The sequence below is a fragment of the Brucella pseudogrignonensis genome, from assembly GCF_031454375.1.
In the GTDB taxonomy this organism is placed as follows: Bacteria; Pseudomonadota; Alphaproteobacteria; order Rhizobiales; family Rhizobiaceae; genus Brucella; species Brucella pseudogrignonensis_A.
On record NZ_JAVDQT010000002.1, the window covers coordinates 544246 to 562811 of the forward strand.

Genomic DNA, 18566 nt, shown 5'->3' on the forward strand with positions numbered 1-18566 from the left:
TCGGCGGAGGAGTTTATCTCTAGCCTTTTGCGGACACCACTATGCTTTACGGTATTTTCCTCGCGTTTGCGTCCTATGCTGCATTCGCTGTCAGCGATGCGTGCGTCAAGTTTCTTGACGGCACATTATCCCCCTATGAGATCGCGTTTTTTGGTGCCGTACTCGGTATTCTTGCCATCCCATTCACCAAGAAACCCGAAGATCAGTGGCTCGATATGTTTCGAACCACAAATATAAAACTGTGGTTACTTCGCACAGTAACCGCTGCAATGGGTGTGATTGGCAGTGTTGTCGCCTTCACACATCTATCAATGGCTGAGGCATTTGCGCTGATATTCCTGCTTCCGGCATTTGTGACAATCCTGTCCGTTCTGTTCCTTAAAGAGCAGGTTGGCTGGCGTCGCTGGTCGGCAGTCATCATCGGCTTTATTGGTGTACTTGTTGTGCTGCGCCCCGGTTTTCGCGAATTATCGATCGGTCACCTTGGCGCACTCGGCGGCGGCCTTGGTGGAGCCTTCAGCATCGTAATCTTTCGTGCAATGGGAAAGAAAGAAAAGCGTATCTCGCTTTACACTGCGGGCCTTATCGGCCCGATCCTCATCTGCGGCGCATTGATGATTCCAAGCTACCAGGCACCGTCTGCCATTCAATGGGGCTATCTCGCCGGTTATGGCCTGCTTGCGGCACTCGCCAACATTCTCCTCATGCTTGCAGCACAGCGCGCACCAGCAAGTGCTATCGCGTCCCCGCAATACAGCCAGATGATCTGGGCTATTCTATTCGGATATTTCGTTTTCCATGATCACATTGATCTTCCGATGCTTATCGGCATCGTTCTGATCACGATTTCTGGACTATTCACTTTCGTGCGCGAACGTCAGCGCGGCGTTCCGGGGCCAGCGGCAGTGGCAACATCTGATCCTTCGCCAGCATTGGCGGAAGAAAAGTAGACACACGCTCTCGTAAGCTTGATCAATATAAAAATATATCAAACCCGAAACTGGTTTCCAGTTTCGGGTTTGATGCTATAAAAGCGCAGATTCATATCCTACCCCAGCTCTTTCCAGCAATTCAGTTCAAAACTGAAAGCGCTCCGCGCGGGATTTGACACGAAACGTAATTGATCAAGGATGAAAACGATGGCTGAGAAGCGAGCAACTTGGACCTATTACAAAGGCGAATGGCATCAAGGTGATGTGCGCATTCTCGGTGCAGCTTCGCACGCGACCTGGCTTGGTTCTCTCGTATTCGACGGTGCGCGTCTTTTTGAGGGCGTAACACCTGATCTCGATCGCCATTCTGCACGAGCAAACGACTCTGCACGCGCGCTTGGACTTGCGCCGATGCTCAGCGGTAATGAGATTGAAACTCTCGCCCGCGAAGGTCTGAAGAAGTTCGCACCGGGGACAGATGTTTATATTCGCCCGATGTATTGGGCCGAAGAAGGCGATAGCACGACGGTTGCCGCAGCACCGGAATCGACCGACTTCGCGCTTTGTCTCGAAGAAATCCCAATGGTTGAGCCAAAGGGCTTTACCGTTACGACGACTTCGTTCCATCGCCCTTACCTGCAAGTCATGCCTGTGAATGCCAAGGCTGCATGTCTCTATCCAAACAATGGTCGCATGCTGCGTGAAGCCAAAGCCAAAGGCTTTCATAACGCGCTGGTGACTGACGTTCTTGGCAATGTTGCAGAAACTGCAACGTCGAATGTCTTCATGGTTCGCGGTGGAGAAGTTTACACTCCAATTCCAAACGGCACATTCCTGAATGGCATCACACGCCAGCGCGTTATCGGTCTGTTGCGCCAAGCCGGTGTCAGCGTTCATGAAACGACGCTTACGCTTCAGGATTTCCGTGAAGCAGACGAGATTTTCTCAACAGGCAATATCAGCAAGGTTGTGCCAATCATTGGCTTTGATGATCGTGCGCTCGAATATGGCACTATTACCAAGCGCGCGCGCGCGCTTTACTGGGAATGGGCGCATAGCTAAGAACTCGGCTATAAACCATTGTTTCAATGATATAACGGTTGCTTTCTAAATGCTTGAACATACCCCGCTGTTTATGACAGTAGCCGTTATTGCAGCCTTTTTGGTCGGCCTGTCCAAAGGTGGCTTGCCATCTGTCGGCACGCTTTCAGTGCCGTTGATGGCTCTGGTTATATCCCCCGTGACGGCAGCAGCCCTGCTGCTGCCAATCTATGTCGTCAGCGACATGTTCGGGCTTTACCTCTATCGCCATCACTTCTCAGCACGAAATCTGGCAATTCTTACGCCAGCGGCAATTGTTGGGATTGGATTGGGCTGGTTTTTCAGCTCCCATCTTTCCAGCACATTTATCGGAATGATGGTCGGACTTGTGGGGCTTTTCTTCTGCTTCAATGTCTGGGTTGGCGCAAAATACCGCCGTGCGGCGCGCAAAGCAGATATTCCGGGTGGAACATTCTGGGGCATTATCACCGGCCTCACCAGCTTCGTTTCACACTCCGGCGCACCACCCTTTCAGATGTATGTACTGCCACAGCATTTGGAAAAGCTGGTTTTTGCAGGCACATCGACCATTTTGTTTGCAATCGTCAACGCGGTTAAGCTGATCCCTTATTGGCAGTTGCAGCAGTTTTCTAATGTCGACTGGTCACTTGGTCTCTGGCTTTTGCCTGCCGCAATTATCGGTACATTCGTCGGTGCGAAGCTCACCCGTATCATGCCGGATGGACCGTTTTTCCTGCTCGTTCAGCTCACGCTCTTTGGGCTGTCTATCAAACTCATAGCAGATTGGGTTATGCCGTTTTTTGCGCACTAACTTTTGAAAAACCGAGACCAATCCAAAATCAATATTTTGTAACAAGCCTAATAAACCTTCGTGACGGCTCTATATCTTTTATAGAGCCGCAGCACAGAATTTCTGACGAACCGTTTCTAACGGAACCACAGACATCTCACTGCGTTCGATAAACAGCGACGTTACGGAGGCAAAGATAATGGTCGAGCTGGTCAACAATATCGAAAACATTGAATTCATCATCGCCAAGGCGCGTGAATATGATGTTCAGGTTCCCGCTGTGGACGAAGATTCCGGCTCTAATGCATCGGATGATGGCGACGTTGACATTCTTGATGCTTCCATCACCAATCCAACGCGCCGAGAAATGGTCGCCGCAATTCGCTCTCTCAATGAAGACGAGAAGATTGAGTTGCTTGCCTTGGTATGGGTCGGACGTGGAGACTTCAGCGCTGAAGAATGGGATGATGCCCTTGCCACCGCAAGCGATCGCCACAATGGGCGTGAAGCGAAGTATCTTCTCGGCATACCACTTTTGGCCGATTACATCGAAGAAGGCTTGGAAACGCTCGGCGTAGAATTCGAAGCCTACGATAACGAATAAGAAAAATTGATGTTTCCATTGATCGTTCTGTTTTGACGCCGTCACAGCTGGCGAGTAGTCTGCGCGTCGACAAGGGAAACAAAAGCAAAGCATTGGAGGATTTCATCATGCTTCAAAAAAATCTGGATCAGAAAACGGATTTCTACATCGATGGCGCATGGCGCTCTCCCCTCGAAGCAAAGACGATTGAAGTCATCAATCCGGCCAATGAAAAGCCATATGCAGTGATTTCTGCTGGCTCGGCTGCCGACATTGATCTCGCTGTCGCTGCGGCAAAAAAGGCATTTCCTTCATGGAGTGAAACGCCTGCTGAAGAACGCATTGGCTATCTGCGCCGTATCGTTGAAATCTATGAGCGCCGTCTTGAAGAAATGGCACAGGCTATTTCCAAGGAAATGGGTGCGCCAATCAAACTGGCGCGTGAATCTCAAGCAGCAGCTGGCATCTCGCACACCAAAGCTTTTATCGCGGCTTTCGAGAATTTCGAATTCGACGAAATCCTTTCGCCAAAGCATTCCAATCAGGCGATTGTGCGTGAACCAATCGGTGTGTGTGGTCTCATCACACCGTGGAACTGGCCAATGAACCAGATCGCGCTGAAGGTCATCCCTGCCCTTGCAGTAGGTTGCACAGTTGTGCTCAAGCCGTCCGAAATTGCTCCAATGTCAGCGATGCTCTTCGCTGAGTTTGTCGATGAAGCAGGCTTGCCAAAGGGCGTTTTCAACCTCGTTAACGGCGAAGGCCCAGTTGTCGGCGAAGCGATGTCGCAGCATCCTGACATCGATATGATGTCGTTCACCGGTTCAACCCGCGCCGGAACTGCTGTTTCGCGTGCTGCAGCCGCGACCGTTAAACGTGTTTCGCTTGAACTTGGCGGCAAGTCTCCAAATATCGTGTTTGCCGACAGTGATCTCGAAAAAGCGATCGAACGCGGCGTGAACCATTGCTTTGAAAACACTGGTCAATCCTGCAATGCGCCAACCCGCATGCTGGTCGAACGTTCAGTCTATGATCAGGCAGTTGAGTTTGCCAAAAAGTCAGCATCGAAAACCACGGTCGATGATCCATCCAAAGAGGGCGAACACATCGGACCGCTCTCATCCTCTATCCAGTTTGACAAGGTGCAGGCACTTATTCAAAAGGGTATTGATGAAGGTGCGCGTCTGATTGCTGGTGGCACCGGACGTCCTGATGGCATTTCAGAAGGCGACTTCGTCAAGCCGACCATCTTTGCCGATGTAAACAACGAAATGACCATTGCACGCGAGGAAATCTTTGGCCCAGTGCTGGCAATGATCCCCTTCGATACGGAAGAAGAAGCGATCGCTATCGCCAATGATACGCCTTACGGTTTGGCCGCGTATATTCAGACCGGAAGCCCGGAACGGGCGAAGCGCGTTGCTCGCAAACTCCGTGCTGGCATGATCCAGATCAACGGAACTTCACGCGCGCCGGGAAGTCCTTTTGGCGGGTACAAGCAATCTGGCAATGGACGCGAAGGCGGCAAATGGGGCCTTGAAGACTTTATGGAAGTAAAGCTCATAAGCGGCTGATTATAAATAATGTAATAAAAAAAGAACGCCGGTTCTCCGGCGTTTTTTATTGCTATTTTTACCAGCTATTTTTCGTCAATTGATAGGCACATCATGCTTTTGTGCCCCCGAACCTGTTCCTTGACGGAAGAAAGAAAAAACAAACAACCGTCAAGGAATGGGTTCATTTTAATTATGGGCTGATCCCAATTTAAGACTGGCAAATTCTGGGGAATCCAACAAATCCTGATGATGAGCACGTGCTACATCCGGATGTGAACGCAAGCGACTTTTCAGATTATTCTGTCCCACTTCACGGAAGAGCGTATTCAATGGATCCACGCTAACACCGCGTTCTTTTGTCTTCAGCTCTTCCGGGAGATCAATCACAGGGATTGTCGCATCATAACGCGAACCAAGGAAGAACGCGACTGAGAAGCGTTCTGTGCCTGCTGGTGGAGCTACCACACCATGCACGTCAGCACGAACAAATCCATTCGTCGCCAATTCAAGCAGCTCGCCAGTATTGATTACAAATGTTCCCGGTACAGGCGGTGCGTCAATCCAAACACCATCTTCACGCTGCACACGCAGACCCGGCACAACATCCTGCAAAAGAACTGTTACAAAACCGCCGTCCTTATGTGCGCCAACACCCTGCTCACTTTCCGCAACATCCCGACCGGGGTAACGAATGATCTTCAAAAGCTGCGATGGATGCGGCTCATAAATCTGCGCAAAGAAATCTTCACTCTGCCCCAGTGCTTGTGCAATAGCTTTCAATACATCAATGCCAACACGGGTAACCTCTGCTTGATAAGCGAGCAAAAGAGGCTTCAATTCAGGAAGTGCATCAGGCCACTGATTAGGACCGATCAGGCGTTTCCATGCAGGACTATCGGGACCAATTTCAGCTGGCTCGAGTTCAGTGTTGATATCGAGTTGCTCACGCCAATCCTGTTCGCCTCGCGTGCGCTCCAAACCAGCGCGATTATAGCCACGAAAATGCGGCGTATTAATCATCTCGATCTTGAGCTTTTCTTCGGTTGGCAGCGCAAAGAAACGCTTAGCAGTAGCAACAACATTTTCGATGAGTTTCGGATCAACACCGTGCCCAGTAAGATAGAAAAATCCATGATCATGCAGCGTATGGCGCAGCTGATCGATAAAGCTTTTTCGGTCTTCTGCGGTGCCATTGTAGCGTGAAATGTCGAGCAACGGCAGATTGAACGGGTTTGATTGGACGGTCATTAATATTTTCCTTGGAATTCCTGCGCAAGCGATTGCCCGCTGAGTCCCGATTGTCTGGCGAAACTTAGGGCATATGAAAGTCACAAACAAAGCAACAACTTGCTGACTCATTCGATTGACAGGAGTTATTTTCTAAACATCTACATAAATAGAATATTTTTCTCCTATCACTCTAAGGCAATCACGAAGCTGCGTGACGTGCTCGCCAAAGCTCTTCTGCCTTTTTGTAAAACTGCCCATAACTATCGTTATCGGCGGCGAGAGCAGTCATCAATGCCATTGCTGTTGATGCAATTACCGTGAGTTCAGCGCGCTCATCGATAGCCGCACCGGACCACACTGCGAGCCAATATTCAAACGTGCTCTGGCTGGCATGTCGGTCTGTTGCGGCCTTTGATAAGGTCGGGAGATTGATGTCGGTTTTCTGCGAGCCAAGCCATCGATAAACCGTGTGCGTATGATGAGGAACCAGCTCTGCAACATCGCGGCTAGTCGAAACAGCAGAGACAGACTTCATGTCCAAAAGCGCCCCTGCATCGCGATGCAGTTCCCGGTAAGCAGGCTGTGTCACCCCGACAAAAGACGCTGAAAGCCTCAAAGGATTGAGTAGATGGGCGAGACTATTTATTGATGAGCGCGAATTAAACAACGGGTAGAGCGCCAACAGGGAATGAACCTGCGATGCAAAGCCTGCCAGCGGCATGAAGCAAATGCCATGAGCAGTCAAAGCGCTTTTTCCAAGCGCCAGCGACGTTGCAATCGGAATGTTTACGGCCTGTGCAGCAAGTTCAAGCTTTCCAGACAATTCACCCATACCGCAATTGCCATGCAACACCACGGGATACCCCGCGCGGGAAACGAGAATAGCTGCCAGCATAAACCAGGGCGACTGATTGGAATTGGGCGATAGATAGGCTGGCCAGTCGAGCGCTGGCGTCTCTATATTCGCATCTAGCGCATAATAGCGATGCGCTGCACGAGCCATCCCTGCTAACTCCGGCGCAGTTTCACCCCGATAGTGAATAAGACGCAACAAAGCACTGATTTGCATAGGGTCTGCCTCACCAGCAAAAATCGTGGTGAAGGCGTCTTCCGCCTCATGCATTTCAAGCGGGCGCGTATAGCCAATCTTACGGCCAATAATCGCTATGTATTTTGCCAAGCGGAGGGACGGATCGTTCTCATCCTGAACATTGGCGAATTGCGCAGCAAGTTGTTCTGGCGTCGGGTGGTTCTCAAGCTGTACCACTTTGCGGATGCCAAGCGGTGGTGGGGCAACAATCATGCTTGTTCTTTCCCAGCCCCGCTTTCGTTCGCAATGCACTTCAGCAGCATCCTTGCCGTCGAAATTCATCAGCGCTTCTGTTTCATTGGCAAGCCTGCGAAGTCGTCCCCGTAATGCCTCCGCCTTCGGCGTTGCAATCATATTGCGGCCAGAACGAATGAAAATCGGATCGTCAAATTTTTCGCGGATCTGTCCAAGCAGTCGACTCATGGCCGCCATGCTCAAGCCCATTTGCCGAGCGGCACCACCAACACTGCCTTCCACAAGAAGTGCATCCAGCGCAATCAACAAGCGAAGCTCACCCAATTTCAAGCCTTCGCCTGCGATAGCCTCTGGCTCTGTCTGTGTTTTCATGCGCTTGCCAGCCATTGCTGCTTTATCCGTTCAGTTGCGTTTTTCGAAACTTGGAATTGTTATAAAAGATGACCGTTGACGTCATCTTATTGCCATACATAAGGGGAGCTGAAAACTCAACTTAAAGGGTGAAATTTATGACCAGCTTGTTTCGGGGATCGCGCGCCACTGGCTCGCAGAACAGGCACTTGGCCAGCAAATCGCTTTTTGCAAAAGCTGTTCTTGCGGGCACCTGTCTTTCCACTGCACTTATTCTGAGCGGCGCAGTTTCCTTCGCACAGACCTTAACCAAGGCAGAGGAAGAAGCTGCCAAAAAGAAACAGGCTGAAGCGCAAGCGGCTGAACAGGTTAATGCTGGGGGTGGCATTACACTTAATCAGATCGTTATATCGGCAACAGGTTTTGAACAAAACATCACTGATGCACCAGCCAGTATCTCGGTCGTTCCGGGCGAAGAGCTTGAAAAAGGTGCTTATCGTGACCTAGGCGATGCACTGCGTGATGTGCAAGGCGTTGCCGTAACTGGTGCCGCTGCCGAACGCGATATCTTCATTCGCGGTCTTCCCGGCACTTACACGCTTATTCTCGTCGATGGAAAGCGCCAAAGCACACGTGATGCGCGCACCAACGGCAATTCCGGCTTTGAACAAAGCTTCCTGCCGCCAGCCAATGCTATTGAGCGCATCGAAGTCATTCGTGGTCCAATGTCGTCGCTTTATGGTTCCGACGCGATGGGCGGCGTTATCAACGTCATTACCAAAAAAGTTGCAGACAAGTGGAGCGGCTCGCTGAGTGTCGACACGACAGTCCAGCAGCATTCCAAATATGGCGATTCCTATCAGGGTTCATATTACATAACCGGCCCGCTCGTACCCAACCTCGTTGGTGTGCAGCTCTGGGGACGTGGTATGAAGCGTCAGGAAGACCAGATCATCAGTGGTACGCCTGAGCAAAAAGACATCGACATTACAGGTCGCGTGACCATCACTCCAAACGCTGATCACGACATTGTCTTTGAAGCAGGCAAGACACGCTTGCGCCGTGACTCTTCGGTTGGAAACACGATCAATCCAGTCTCCACCAACAGCACCGCGCCTGTTGATGCTTACAATCTGAATGACCGCAACCATTGGTCTGTCAGCCATACAGGCCGTTGGGGTCCAACGACTTCCGAATTCTCCTTCATGCAGGAAACAGCTGAAAGAACAAATTTCAGCTGGAATAATGCGCGCAGCGAATTCGTGGAAAACCTGCGTTCGCCACATATCCGCAATTCAACGCTTGATGGTAAATTTACAACCCCATTCGAGCTTTATGGCAATCATACGCTCGTAACGGGTGGCCAGTTCATCGAAGGCACGCTGACCGATCAGAATCCCGGCCGTCGTACGGGATTGGACGAACAGTTCACGATTAAGCAGTGGGCACTTTTTGCTGAAGACGAATGGTGGATTACACCGGATTTCGCCCTCACGGGCGGACTGCGTATGGATCACCACGAAATCTACGGTTCACATTGGAGCCCACGTGGCTATGCTGTTTGGCATGCAACCGATCAGCTCACCATCAAGGGCGGTATTTCAACCGGTTTCCGTGCACCTGAACTGCGCACCATCGCACCGGGTTATGCTTACACCACCGGCGGCGGCAATTGTACCTATGGTCCAACTGGAAACTGCGGCGTCATCATTGGCGATCCTAATCTCCAGCCAGAAAAGAGCACAAGCTATGAAGCAAGCGCGCTCTGGGACAACCAGCAGGGTCTGCGCCTTGGCGCGACGTATTTCTACACCGACTTCAAAGATAAGATCGCCAGCAACATCCAGTATGATCCAATCACTGGCCAGCCGCTTCGCTGGGCACAGGATCCAAACTATGTCCTTTATTACAGCTATAACATTGACGAAGCTGTCATTCAGGGCGTTGAGTTGACGGCGGATTGGGAAGCGACCGACACAATTAAACTTCGCGGAAGCTATACTTACACCCATTCAGAACAGAAGACTGGTGAATATGCCGGACTACCACTGGCACGCACCCCTGAGCACATGGCAAGCCTTCGCGCCGATTGGGAAACGCCTGTTGACGGCCTGAGTGCCTGGACAGCGGCCAACTACCATGGCGAAGAAATCAATGCCGGTCTTCGTATTGGTACCGTCGGCGAGCCTTATGCTTATAACAGCCGAGGTCAGGTCATTGCACGCAAATACAAGGGCTATGCGACACTGGATTTCGGTGGCTCGTATGAATTCAGTGAAAACGTCACACTGAATGCGGCGGTCTACAACATCTTCGATAAGAAGGTGACTGTTGATGAAACCAACAATGTTGTCGAAGGCCGCCGTCTCTGGCTCGGCATGACTTCACGCTTCTAAGATACGCAATGACGCCAGCCGATTTTGGCTGGCGTCATTTTTTATGAATTGGATGCTCTGATGAGCAAAATGAAGAATGTCATTCTAAAGGTCTGCCTCATGCTCGGAAGCATCCTCGTGAGCGCATCCGCGCATGCTCAGACATCGCAAGTCAGTTCATTTGACCTGCAAGCGAACGGCATCGACTATCGGATTTTCGTTGCGGCTCCCGCAGAAAAAGCGCCTGCTGGTGGTTTTCCTGTCGTCTATATGACAGACGGAAATCGCATGCTGCCGATTGCCGCAAAGCTTATGGAGAAAGATCCTAAGCTTAATGCGGTTTATGTCGGCATTGGTTACCCGACCGAAGACAAAGACGAAATCGTCCGTCTGCGCTATTTCGATCTTACGCCGCCAACGCCTGATGAACTCATTCCTGTTCAAACGAATATTCCAAAGACCGGCGGACGTGATGCTTTCTTCGATTTCATCAATCATGAAGTGAAATCGGAAATCGAAAAGCGTTTTGTCATCGACAAGGGCAAACAGGCCCTATTTGGGCATTCACTTGGTGGCCTCTTCACGCTTTATGCGCTGTTCAATCACAGTGACTCATTTCAGACTTATGCCTCTGCCGACCCATCGATCTGGTGGAATGGGCGTTCGATTCTTGCTGACAAGGATCAGTTTGTAAAAGAATTCAAAGCCAATCCTCGCCCTATTCGTCTGTTGATTGAAAACTCTGGAAAGCGCGGCGAGCGTCCCGGTCAATCAAAGGAAGACACGAAGCGCTTGAAGAAGCTGCGCGGCGGCCCATCGGGAGCCGATATTCAAACTGAACTCAAACAACTGCCAGAGTTTGAAGTCGCTTATCGTCGCTTCGACAATGAAAGCCACGGATCTATGATACCGCTTACTGTTGAAGATAGTTTGAGATTTATCCTGCTTGATGAAAAACCAAGCGCCGAAAAACACTGAATTATGATCTTCCAGCTTTCACTCTCGGAAAACTGGACTATAAAACACAGGATTGACGAAAGGATTGAACGCCATGCTGAAATTCGGCCAACATTTTTCCCGTCTGCTCGGCGCAGCGCTTGTTGCGACGGCACTTGCTTCTGGCGCACATGCGGCTGATGTCGCGGTAAAACACGCACAGGGCGAGACGACGGTTAAGGCCAATCCAGAAAAAGTCGTGGTGTTTGATTTTGCTACGCTCGATAATCTTGATCGTCTCGGCGTGAAAGTTATCGGCGTCCCCGGCAGCATTGCTTACCCTGAATATCTCAAGAAATATGACAGCGCCGATTACGAAAAAGTCGGAACATTGTTTGAGCCAGACTATGAAGCGGTCAATGCGGCAGAGCCGGATCTCATTATTGTGGGTGGCCGTTCGGCAGCGAAATATGGTGAACTCGCAAAAATCGCACCGACTATCGATCTGACTGTTCCAGCCAAGGAATTCATTTCCGGCAGCGAAGCCAATATCGAAAAGCTTGGCCAGATTTTTGGCAAAGAAACCGAAGCGAAGGCCGAAGTTGAAAAGCTAAACAGCGAACTCGCTGCGCTCAACGAAAAAACAAAGGGCAAAGGCAAGGGCCTGATGATCCTGACCTCAGGCGGCAAGATCAGCGCCTATGGTCCGGGTTCGCGTTTCGGTGTGTTGCATGACAGCTTCGGCATTGAACCGGCAGCGCCTGATCTTTCTGTCGGCAATCATGGCCAGCCAATCAGCTCGGAATTTATTCTTGAAACCAACCCTGATTGGCTTTTCGTTCTTGATCGCGATGCAGCGATTGGTCGTGAAGGCACCTCTGCCAAGCAGTTGCTCGACAACGAACTCGTGCGCCAAACAAATGCATGGAAGAACAATCAGGTCGTCTATCTGAATGGTCAGAACTGGTATCTCGTGGGCGGCGGCTTTGGTGCGCTCCACAACACAATCCAGCAACTTTCGGAAGCCTTTAGCAAGGCTAAGTAATATCTTCTGACCCAGTCATTTCGGGCCGCACAAGTTGTGGCCCGAACTTATGACAAGGCAAGAGAACGGGAATTTAGCGTGAAGGCACTCGCCGCAGCTGTAATTGTTGTCGTCATACTGGCTTTCATCAGCCTGTTTATTGGCGTCAGCGATGTATCGCTTAGCACGCTGTTTGGCGCAAACAGCACCGACCGCGCGACCGAAGTGCTATTAATCAGCCGCATACCACGCACACTTGCGATCATCCTTGCAGGCATGTCGATGGCCGTTGCTGGCATGATCATGCAGATGCTCACCCGCAATCGCTTTGTCGAGCCATCAACGGCCGGAACAGTTGAATCTGCAAGCCTCGGTATCCTGCTGGTCATTCTATTTGCGCCCGACACTCCGGTCTTTGGCAAGATGCTGGTGGCATCCGTCACAGCCCTTGCAGGCACCGCGCTTTTCCTGCGTATTCTGCGCAGTATTCCTTTGCGTTCCGTTCTGGTAGTGCCGCTTGTCGGCATTATGTTGGGAGGCGTCATTAGCGCGGTCACAACCTTCATTGCCTATCGCTATGATCTGCTGCAAGCACTCAATTCATGGACGACAGGCGATTTCTCAGGCGTGCTGCGCGGACGTTATGAATTACTGTATCTTTCATTCGTCCTCACCGTCATCGCATATATTGCAGCTGATCGTTTCACAGTTGCTGGCATGGGCGAGGACTTCACCACCAATCTCGGTCTCAATTATCGCCGCGTGGTTACGCTCGGACTTGTGATTGTGTCCATGGTGAGCGCCAGTGTCGTGGTAACGGTTGGTATGATCCCGTTTCTGGGGTTGATTGTGCCAAATGTGGTCAGCATGTTTATTGGCGATAATATGCGACGTGCCGTGCCATGGGTGGCCGTGCTTGGCGCCGGATTGGTGCTTGCCTGCGATATCGTCGGGCGCCTGATCCGCTTTCCTTATGAAATTCCTATCGGCACGATGATGGGTGTCGTTGGCAGCGCGCTGTTCCTTTATCTGCTTCTGCGTCGGGGATCACGTCTTGCTTAAACGTCCCGGCATCATAATCGCATTTCTTGCAATCCTTACGCTCGTTTCCTGCCTTGCCTTCATGACATTGGGCGCAAAAGGAAGCTGGTCTTTTATCCTGGCTTTCCGCGGCACCAAACTCGCCGCAATGATACTGGTTGCCTATTCGATTGCTGTCTCTACCGTTCTCTTTCAAACAGTCACCAACAACCGCATTCTCACGCCCTCGATCATGGGCTTTGATGCGCTTTACATTCTGATCCAGACATTTGCAGTTTTTGCCTTTGGCGCCATCCATGTGAACGGAATCGGTCCCAATGGCCGCTTCTTTGCCGAAACCGCAATTATGGTGATTTTTGCCAGCACGCTTTATGCATGGCTATTTTCGGGAGCGGCGCGCAGCCTGCATCTGGTTATGTTGGTCGGCATTGTGTTCGGTGTCTTCTTTCGAAGTGCATCAAACCTCATGCAGCGCATGATTGACCCAAATGAGTTTGCGGTACTTCAGGACCGTTTCTTCGCCAGTTTCAATAGTGTCAACGCAGACATTCTGTTGCTGGCAGCGATCATAGTGGGAGTGGTGACGCTCTACGGCCTGCGTTTTCTCAATGTCTTTGATGTCTTGTCGCTTGGACGTGATCCGGCGATCAATCTCGGCGTCGACCATAGCCGTGTTGTGCATCGCATTCTGCTGATCGTAACAATCCTTGTTTCAGTGTCGACCGCCCTTGTCGGCCCCATCACCTTCTTCGGCCTGCTTGTCGCCAATCTGGCTTACATGATAGCGGGAACATCTAAACACCGCACGGTTTTACCCATCGCTGTGTTACTGGCTATTCTCTGCATCGTCGGCGGACAAACCATTCTTGAGCGCATTTTCTCATTCAACACCGCGCTCAGTGTCATCATCGAGTTTCTGGGCGGGCTCGTCTTTATTATCCTTCTTGTGAGGGGGAACGCACGTTGATCGAAATAACCGAAGTCAGCAAATCTTACGCCAATGCAGTTGTCGTTGATGATGTGACGCTACAGTTGCCCGCACGCGGCATTACCTCGATCATCGGGCCAAATGGTGCAGGAAAGTCGACGCTGCTTTCAATGGTCAGCCGTCTGTTGCCGATGGACAAAGGCCGCGTGGCGGTCGATGGGCTGGATGTTTCAACAACTTCCGGCGATGTTCTGGCAAAGCGTCTGTCGATCCTGCGACAAGATAATGCGATCAATTCACGCCTCACCGTGCGCGATCTGGTTACATTCGGACGCTACCCGCATTCCAAAGGACGCCCAACGCGCGAAGATCTCAACCATGTCGATCAGGCGATCGGCTATCTTGGACTTGAGGAACTGGGTACGCGCTTTCTCGATGAGCTTTCTGGCGGGCAACGGCAGCGCGCATTCGTAGCAATGGTTCTTTGCCAAAATACGGATTACGTTCTGCTCGATGAGCCGCTTAACAATCTCGACATGAAGCATTCGGCCTCAATGATGAAACTGTTGCGGCGAGCGGCAGATGAACTCGGCAAGACGGTCGTTCTGGTTCTACACGACATCAATTTCGCATCCTGTTATTCCGACCACATCGTTGCCATGCGCAAGGGTAAGGTCGTGCATCAGGGAACGCCGGAACAACTCATTCAGCCCGACATTCTGCGCGATATTTACGAGATGGAGATTGCCGTCGAAATGATCGGCAGCAATCGTATTGGTATTTATTATCTTTAGAGCGCCAATCCGATTAAATCGGCTCAACGCTCTAAAATTTTCTTTAACGCGCATCTTTTCCGAAAACCGCTTCACACTTTTCGGGATGCGCTTTTAGTTAAGCAATCGGCTCGGTCGGAAAGAGCAGTTGCAAGGCATCATAAGCAGAGAGAACGGTTTCCATCTGTGCCGTATGGCCTTTGACGAAAGCATCGCCATAGATCGTTTCATCGGGGTATTCGGTAATCAGCGTCAGCGGAACCGTGTGGCGATCATCCACACCAACCAGACATGGGAAGCCGTTGATAATGCGGAAACCCGTTTCGCCCGCGTGTTGTTCGAAAAGCTTGATCTGTGCATCGTTGTATTCAAGCAGACCATCGATCGCACCAAGATGCTTGGTGACATGATCCATCAGCTGTTCAGCTTCTTTCTCCCATGACGCGTGGTGACGTATAATCAGGAAAAAGCCCTTTGGCAGCGTCCACATTGCAAAGGATCGTGGAACATAGCCCGATAGCGGGCGCGTCCATTCATGCGATGGATAGCCGTGCAGATTGACGTGAAGTTTCGCGTTTGTGCGAGCCTCAGCCTCTACACGAATGGCCTTTTCAAAAAGTCCTTCTCCTGTGCGATATTCCAGATCATCGCCCAGAGCCGTGTAGCGAGACGCGTGATGCATATGATGTGGCTGCAAAACACACAGACGCTTATGAATTTCATATCCGTCCGGATTTTCCTGCGGAGAGATCGTAAAATGCCCGCCATTGCGCGCGGCAAGGCGGCTTGCGGCACGCAACGCACCAACGATGCCCGTCGTTTCATTGGCATGCTGGCCAGCACTGATCATCATCGGAAGATCACTACCAGAAACATAGGTCGCGCGAACTGTGCGGCCTGCACGCGTCTTCGCCTCAAAAGGTGAACCGCCCAGCTTTACAATTTCGCGCCTGATCTGATCGGCGGAAAGCGGTGCCTGCGCATTTTCCAACACCTGCTCAGCAGTCATTGCATCTGCCGTTGCAAGCGGGCGCGTCTCTACTTTCACATATGGGTCGGCATCACGGAAACGAACTTCCGGCACAATCTGTCCCGGCTGCAAGCCGCGATCCCCAACAGGTCGGCCCGACTTTTTCTGAAACACTTCGAGCAGTGAAAAATAGATATCTTCGTGCAGAGCTTCCGTAAGGCTCAATGCTTCTTCATCATAGGCAAGACGACGGTCTGTTATCGGCAAGCTAACAGAAATGTTCAGCTCTTCAAAATAGGGTTCGCCCCTGCCCCAGTCATGAGATGCAATGGTCGAAATCGTGTCATGAAAGAGCTTTTCATAGGCTGTCTCAAAGCGCACATTTTCGACGCTGCCCTGATGCTCGACAATCAGCCAACCGGTTGGTGAAACAAGCGTTTCGCCTATGAAATCTTCATGCACGCGATTGGGTGCGAAAACACGATGATTTTCCGTGAGGCCATCGGCAAATGTAAGGTCGACTTCATAGTAGAAATCATCTTTACCAGATGCGCTAAAGCTAATTTTTGCATCAGGCAAAAGTGCGGAAAGCGGATAGGTTTCAAGCAGAAATCGGTTTTCGACGCAATTATCATGGCGCGGATAGCGAATTGTTGCAGCTTTGAGAGCTGTACCATCCACCTCTTCAAGGAAGAAATGCAGAAGCGGCTTATAGGCTGAACGCAGATGGGCATCAATGCCAGCCTCACGTAGTTTCGTTTCCGCGGCAAAGCGGCTTGGCTGATCATCGAACAGCCAGGCTTCCACTTTAGCGCCGCGCAATCCCGGCTTTGCAAATCGTTCGATCAATACATTGATTGAACGTTGATAAGTCTTTTCAAAAATCAAACTCATCGCGAAGTCCTGCCGGTTGGATCGAGACTGTCACGCAGCCAGTCACCCAGAAGGTTGAGGCCAAGCACGGTGAACAGAATGGCAAGACCGGGGAACAGGCTCACCCACCATGCTGTCTGGAGATAGGTACGGCCATCGGCCAGCATTCCGCCCCAGCTTGGAATGGTTGAATCAATACCGAAGCCAAGGAAGGTCAGGCTGGATTCCAGCAGGATATTGTTGGCCACATTCAGCGTCATCAAAACGATCACGGGTCCAAGCAGATTTGGTAGCAAATGTTGGAAAATGATGCGCCAGTCTTTCACGCCGATAGCGCGCGCAGACAAGATAAACTCACGTTCACGCAGCGACAACACGGAGCCGCGCACCAGTCGGGCATATTGTACGCATTGAGAAACGATCAGCAGAATAATCGTGTTGACCAAGCCACCACCGAGGATCGCCATGAACGTGATCGCAAGCAGAATGAATGGCATGGCAAGCTGCACATCGACAAAACGCATTAGCGCCATGTCCCAGAAGCCACGATAGTAGCCCGCAACCAATCCCATGATCGTGCCAATAATGACTGAGCCCAAGACCGAGATGAAGCCAACAAACAGCGAGATCTTGCCGCCGATAATGACGCGGGCAAGAACGTCACGACCGAGCGGATCAGTTCCAAAAATATGTGCCGGATTAACAAATGGCGGGGTCAGGCGCGCCATAAGGTCGATCTTATTCGCACCTGCCGGAAACAGATAGCCAGAGAAGATGACCGCCAGGCAGATTGTTCCAGTCAACAAAATGCCGACAACGAATTCCATACTTGCAAAGCGCGAAAGCGGGAGAGTTGATGTTTTGGAAGCCATTGCTCTACTCCGTCCGAATGCGCGGATCGACAAGGCCATAGGCGATGTCCACCAGAAGATTAACGCCGATAATCAGCATCGACAGAATTGCGATTGTCGCCTGAAGAACAGGGTAATCGCGCCCGGCAACGGCATCAAACGCCAGCGTTCCCATGCCCGGCCAGTTGAACACGCGTTCAACCACAACGATGCCACCGAGCAGCCCGCCGAACTGAAGGCCGATATAGGTAATGAGCGGAATGGCGCAGTTTCGCAGCGCATGCTTGTAAAGCACCTTATTTTCGCTCAAGCCCTTAGCACGCGCGACCATGATATATTGTGACTGCAGGGTTTCAAGCATGGACGTACGCACCAAACGAACATTGGTTGCCGTCAGAATGATACCCATCGTCATGGCTGGCATGATGAAACTTGCAAATCCGCTCATACCGCTTGGCGGCAGCCATTGCAGAGAAATGCCGAACAACAGAACCAGCATCGTTGCGAGCCAGAAGTTCGGGAACGACAAGCCAACCAGCGAGCAAATGCGAATGAGCTGATCAGCCCATTTGCCACGAGATACAGCCGCTTTAATGCCAAGCGGCACCGAAATCACGATAGACACAAACAGCGATGCAAAAGCCAGCATCAGCGTTGCAGGCAAGGCACTTCCGACCAGAACAGAAACGGGCGTTCCACCCAGAAAACTGCGTCCAAGATCGAGCGTGAACAGCCCTTTGAAGAACTGCCAATATTGCACAAGGAATGGCTGATTGAGGCCAAGCCCTTCGCGAATGCGCTCAAGATCAGCTTCAGTGATACTGCCCGCACCTTGCGTCAGCATCAGCGCCGGATCGCCCGTAAGCCGGATTGCATAGGATACAAGCATTGTCATAGCTATTAGCACAAACAACGCCTGCAAAATTCGTTTTATCAGAAATCCGGCCACCAGAGCGCCTCCGAAATGCGGTGGCAAGCCGATGAACGGCTTGCCACATTAGTCTTA

The 18566-nt window shown here is 51.2% G+C and carries 16 protein-coding genes; 11 read left to right on the forward strand and 5 right to left on the reverse strand.

Annotated features, from left to right (window positions below):
- Positions 1–41 precede the first annotated feature (41 nt).
- The 5 genes from J2782_RS10345 (at position 42) to J2782_RS10365 (ending at position 4941) form a co-directional block, all read left to right on the forward strand.
- The gene (locus J2782_RS10345) at positions 42–950 is read left to right on the forward strand and encodes a DMT family transporter (RefSeq protein ID WP_250042321.1); all 909 of its coding nucleotides are present in this window, start codon (positions 42–44) and stop codon (positions 948–950) included.
- Positions 951–1139: 189 nt separating this feature from the next.
- A complete protein-coding gene (locus J2782_RS10350) occupies positions 1140–1994 on the forward strand; it encodes a branched-chain amino acid aminotransferase (protein ID WP_310012044.1) in 855 nt (284 codons plus the stop codon).
- A 49-nt stretch (positions 1995–2043) separates the two neighbouring features.
- Positions 2044–2805: a sulfite exporter TauE/SafE family protein gene (locus tag J2782_RS10355; protein ID WP_310012046.1), complete on the forward strand. Its 762-nt coding sequence runs from the start codon at positions 2044–2046 to the stop codon at positions 2803–2805.
- Positions 2806–2983: 178 nt separating this feature from the next.
- Positions 2984–3388, forward strand: coding sequence for a DUF3775 domain-containing protein (locus tag J2782_RS10360; protein WP_310012048.1), 405 nt, complete (start codon positions 2984–2986; stop codon positions 3386–3388).
- A gap of 107 nt (positions 3389–3495) precedes the next feature.
- Positions 3496–4941, forward strand: a complete 1446-nt coding sequence (locus tag J2782_RS10365; protein WP_310012049.1) for an aldehyde dehydrogenase family protein — start codon at positions 3496–3498, stop codon at positions 4939–4941.
- 168 nt (positions 4942–5109) lie between these two features.
- Here J2782_RS10365 and J2782_RS10370 read toward each other — a convergent pair whose 3' ends face one another.
- Together J2782_RS10370 and J2782_RS10375 are read right to left on the reverse strand one after the other, a co-directional pair.
- A complete protein-coding gene (locus tag J2782_RS10370; protein ID WP_310012050.1) occupies positions 5110–6171 on the reverse strand; it encodes an isopenicillin N synthase family dioxygenase in 1062 nt (353 codons plus the stop codon).
- A 181-nt stretch (positions 6172–6352) separates the two neighbouring features.
- On the reverse strand, positions 6353–7825 hold the full coding sequence (locus tag J2782_RS10375) for a glycosyl transferase family protein (RefSeq protein ID WP_310012053.1): 1473 nt from the start codon (positions 7823–7825) through the stop codon (positions 6353–6355).
- A 122-nt stretch (positions 7826–7947) separates the two neighbouring features.
- Here J2782_RS10375 and J2782_RS10380 point away from each other — a divergent pair, with 122 nt between their 5' ends.
- From J2782_RS10380 to J2782_RS10405, 6 genes are all read left to right on the forward strand, one after another.
- Positions 7948–10185, forward strand: a complete 2238-nt coding sequence (locus J2782_RS10380; RefSeq protein ID WP_310012055.1) for a TonB-dependent receptor domain-containing protein — start codon at positions 7948–7950, stop codon at positions 10183–10185.
- A 60-nt stretch (positions 10186–10245) separates the two neighbouring features.
- The gene (locus tag J2782_RS10385) at positions 10246–11142 is read left to right on the forward strand and encodes an alpha/beta hydrolase (protein ID WP_310012057.1); all 897 of its coding nucleotides are present in this window, start codon (positions 10246–10248) and stop codon (positions 11140–11142) included.
- Positions 11143–11215: 73 nt separating this feature from the next.
- Positions 11216–12145, forward strand: coding sequence for a siderophore ABC transporter substrate-binding protein (locus tag J2782_RS10390; protein ID WP_310012059.1), 930 nt, complete (start codon positions 11216–11218; stop codon positions 12143–12145).
- A gap of 78 nt (positions 12146–12223) precedes the next feature.
- On the forward strand, positions 12224–13186 hold the full coding sequence (locus tag J2782_RS10395; RefSeq protein ID WP_310012061.1) for an ABC transporter permease: 963 nt from the start codon (positions 12224–12226) through the stop codon (positions 13184–13186).
- Positions 13179–14132 (forward strand): iron chelate uptake ABC transporter family permease subunit, encoded by a 954-nt coding sequence (locus J2782_RS10400; protein ID WP_310012062.1) that lies wholly within the window; start codon positions 13179–13181, stop codon positions 14130–14132. The genes J2782_RS10395 and J2782_RS10400 overlap by 8 nt, the downstream gene beginning before the upstream one ends.
- Entirely contained in the window at positions 14129–14887 is a 759-nt protein-coding gene (locus J2782_RS10405; protein WP_310012064.1) for an iron ABC transporter ATP-binding protein, read from the forward strand. The genes J2782_RS10400 and J2782_RS10405 overlap by 4 nt, the downstream gene beginning before the upstream one ends.
- 97 nt (positions 14888–14984) lie before the next feature.
- On the opposite strand, the gene J2782_RS10410 is transcribed toward J2782_RS10405, so the two are convergent.
- From J2782_RS10410 to J2782_RS10420, 3 genes are read right to left on the reverse strand one after another with little or no spacing between them, the layout of a single operon-like run.
- Positions 14985–16730, reverse strand: coding sequence for a M14 family metallopeptidase (locus tag J2782_RS10410; RefSeq protein WP_310012067.1), 1746 nt, complete (start codon positions 16728–16730; stop codon positions 14985–14987).
- On the reverse strand, positions 16727–17581 hold the full coding sequence (locus J2782_RS10415) for an ABC transporter permease (protein WP_310012069.1): 855 nt from the start codon (positions 17579–17581) through the stop codon (positions 16727–16729). Before J2782_RS10415 ends, J2782_RS10410 begins: the two co-directional genes overlap by 4 nt.
- 4 nt (positions 17582–17585) lie before the next feature.
- A complete protein-coding gene (locus J2782_RS10420; protein ID WP_310012071.1) occupies positions 17586–18509 on the reverse strand; it encodes an ABC transporter permease in 924 nt (307 codons plus the stop codon).
- Positions 18510–18566 lie beyond the last annotated feature (57 nt).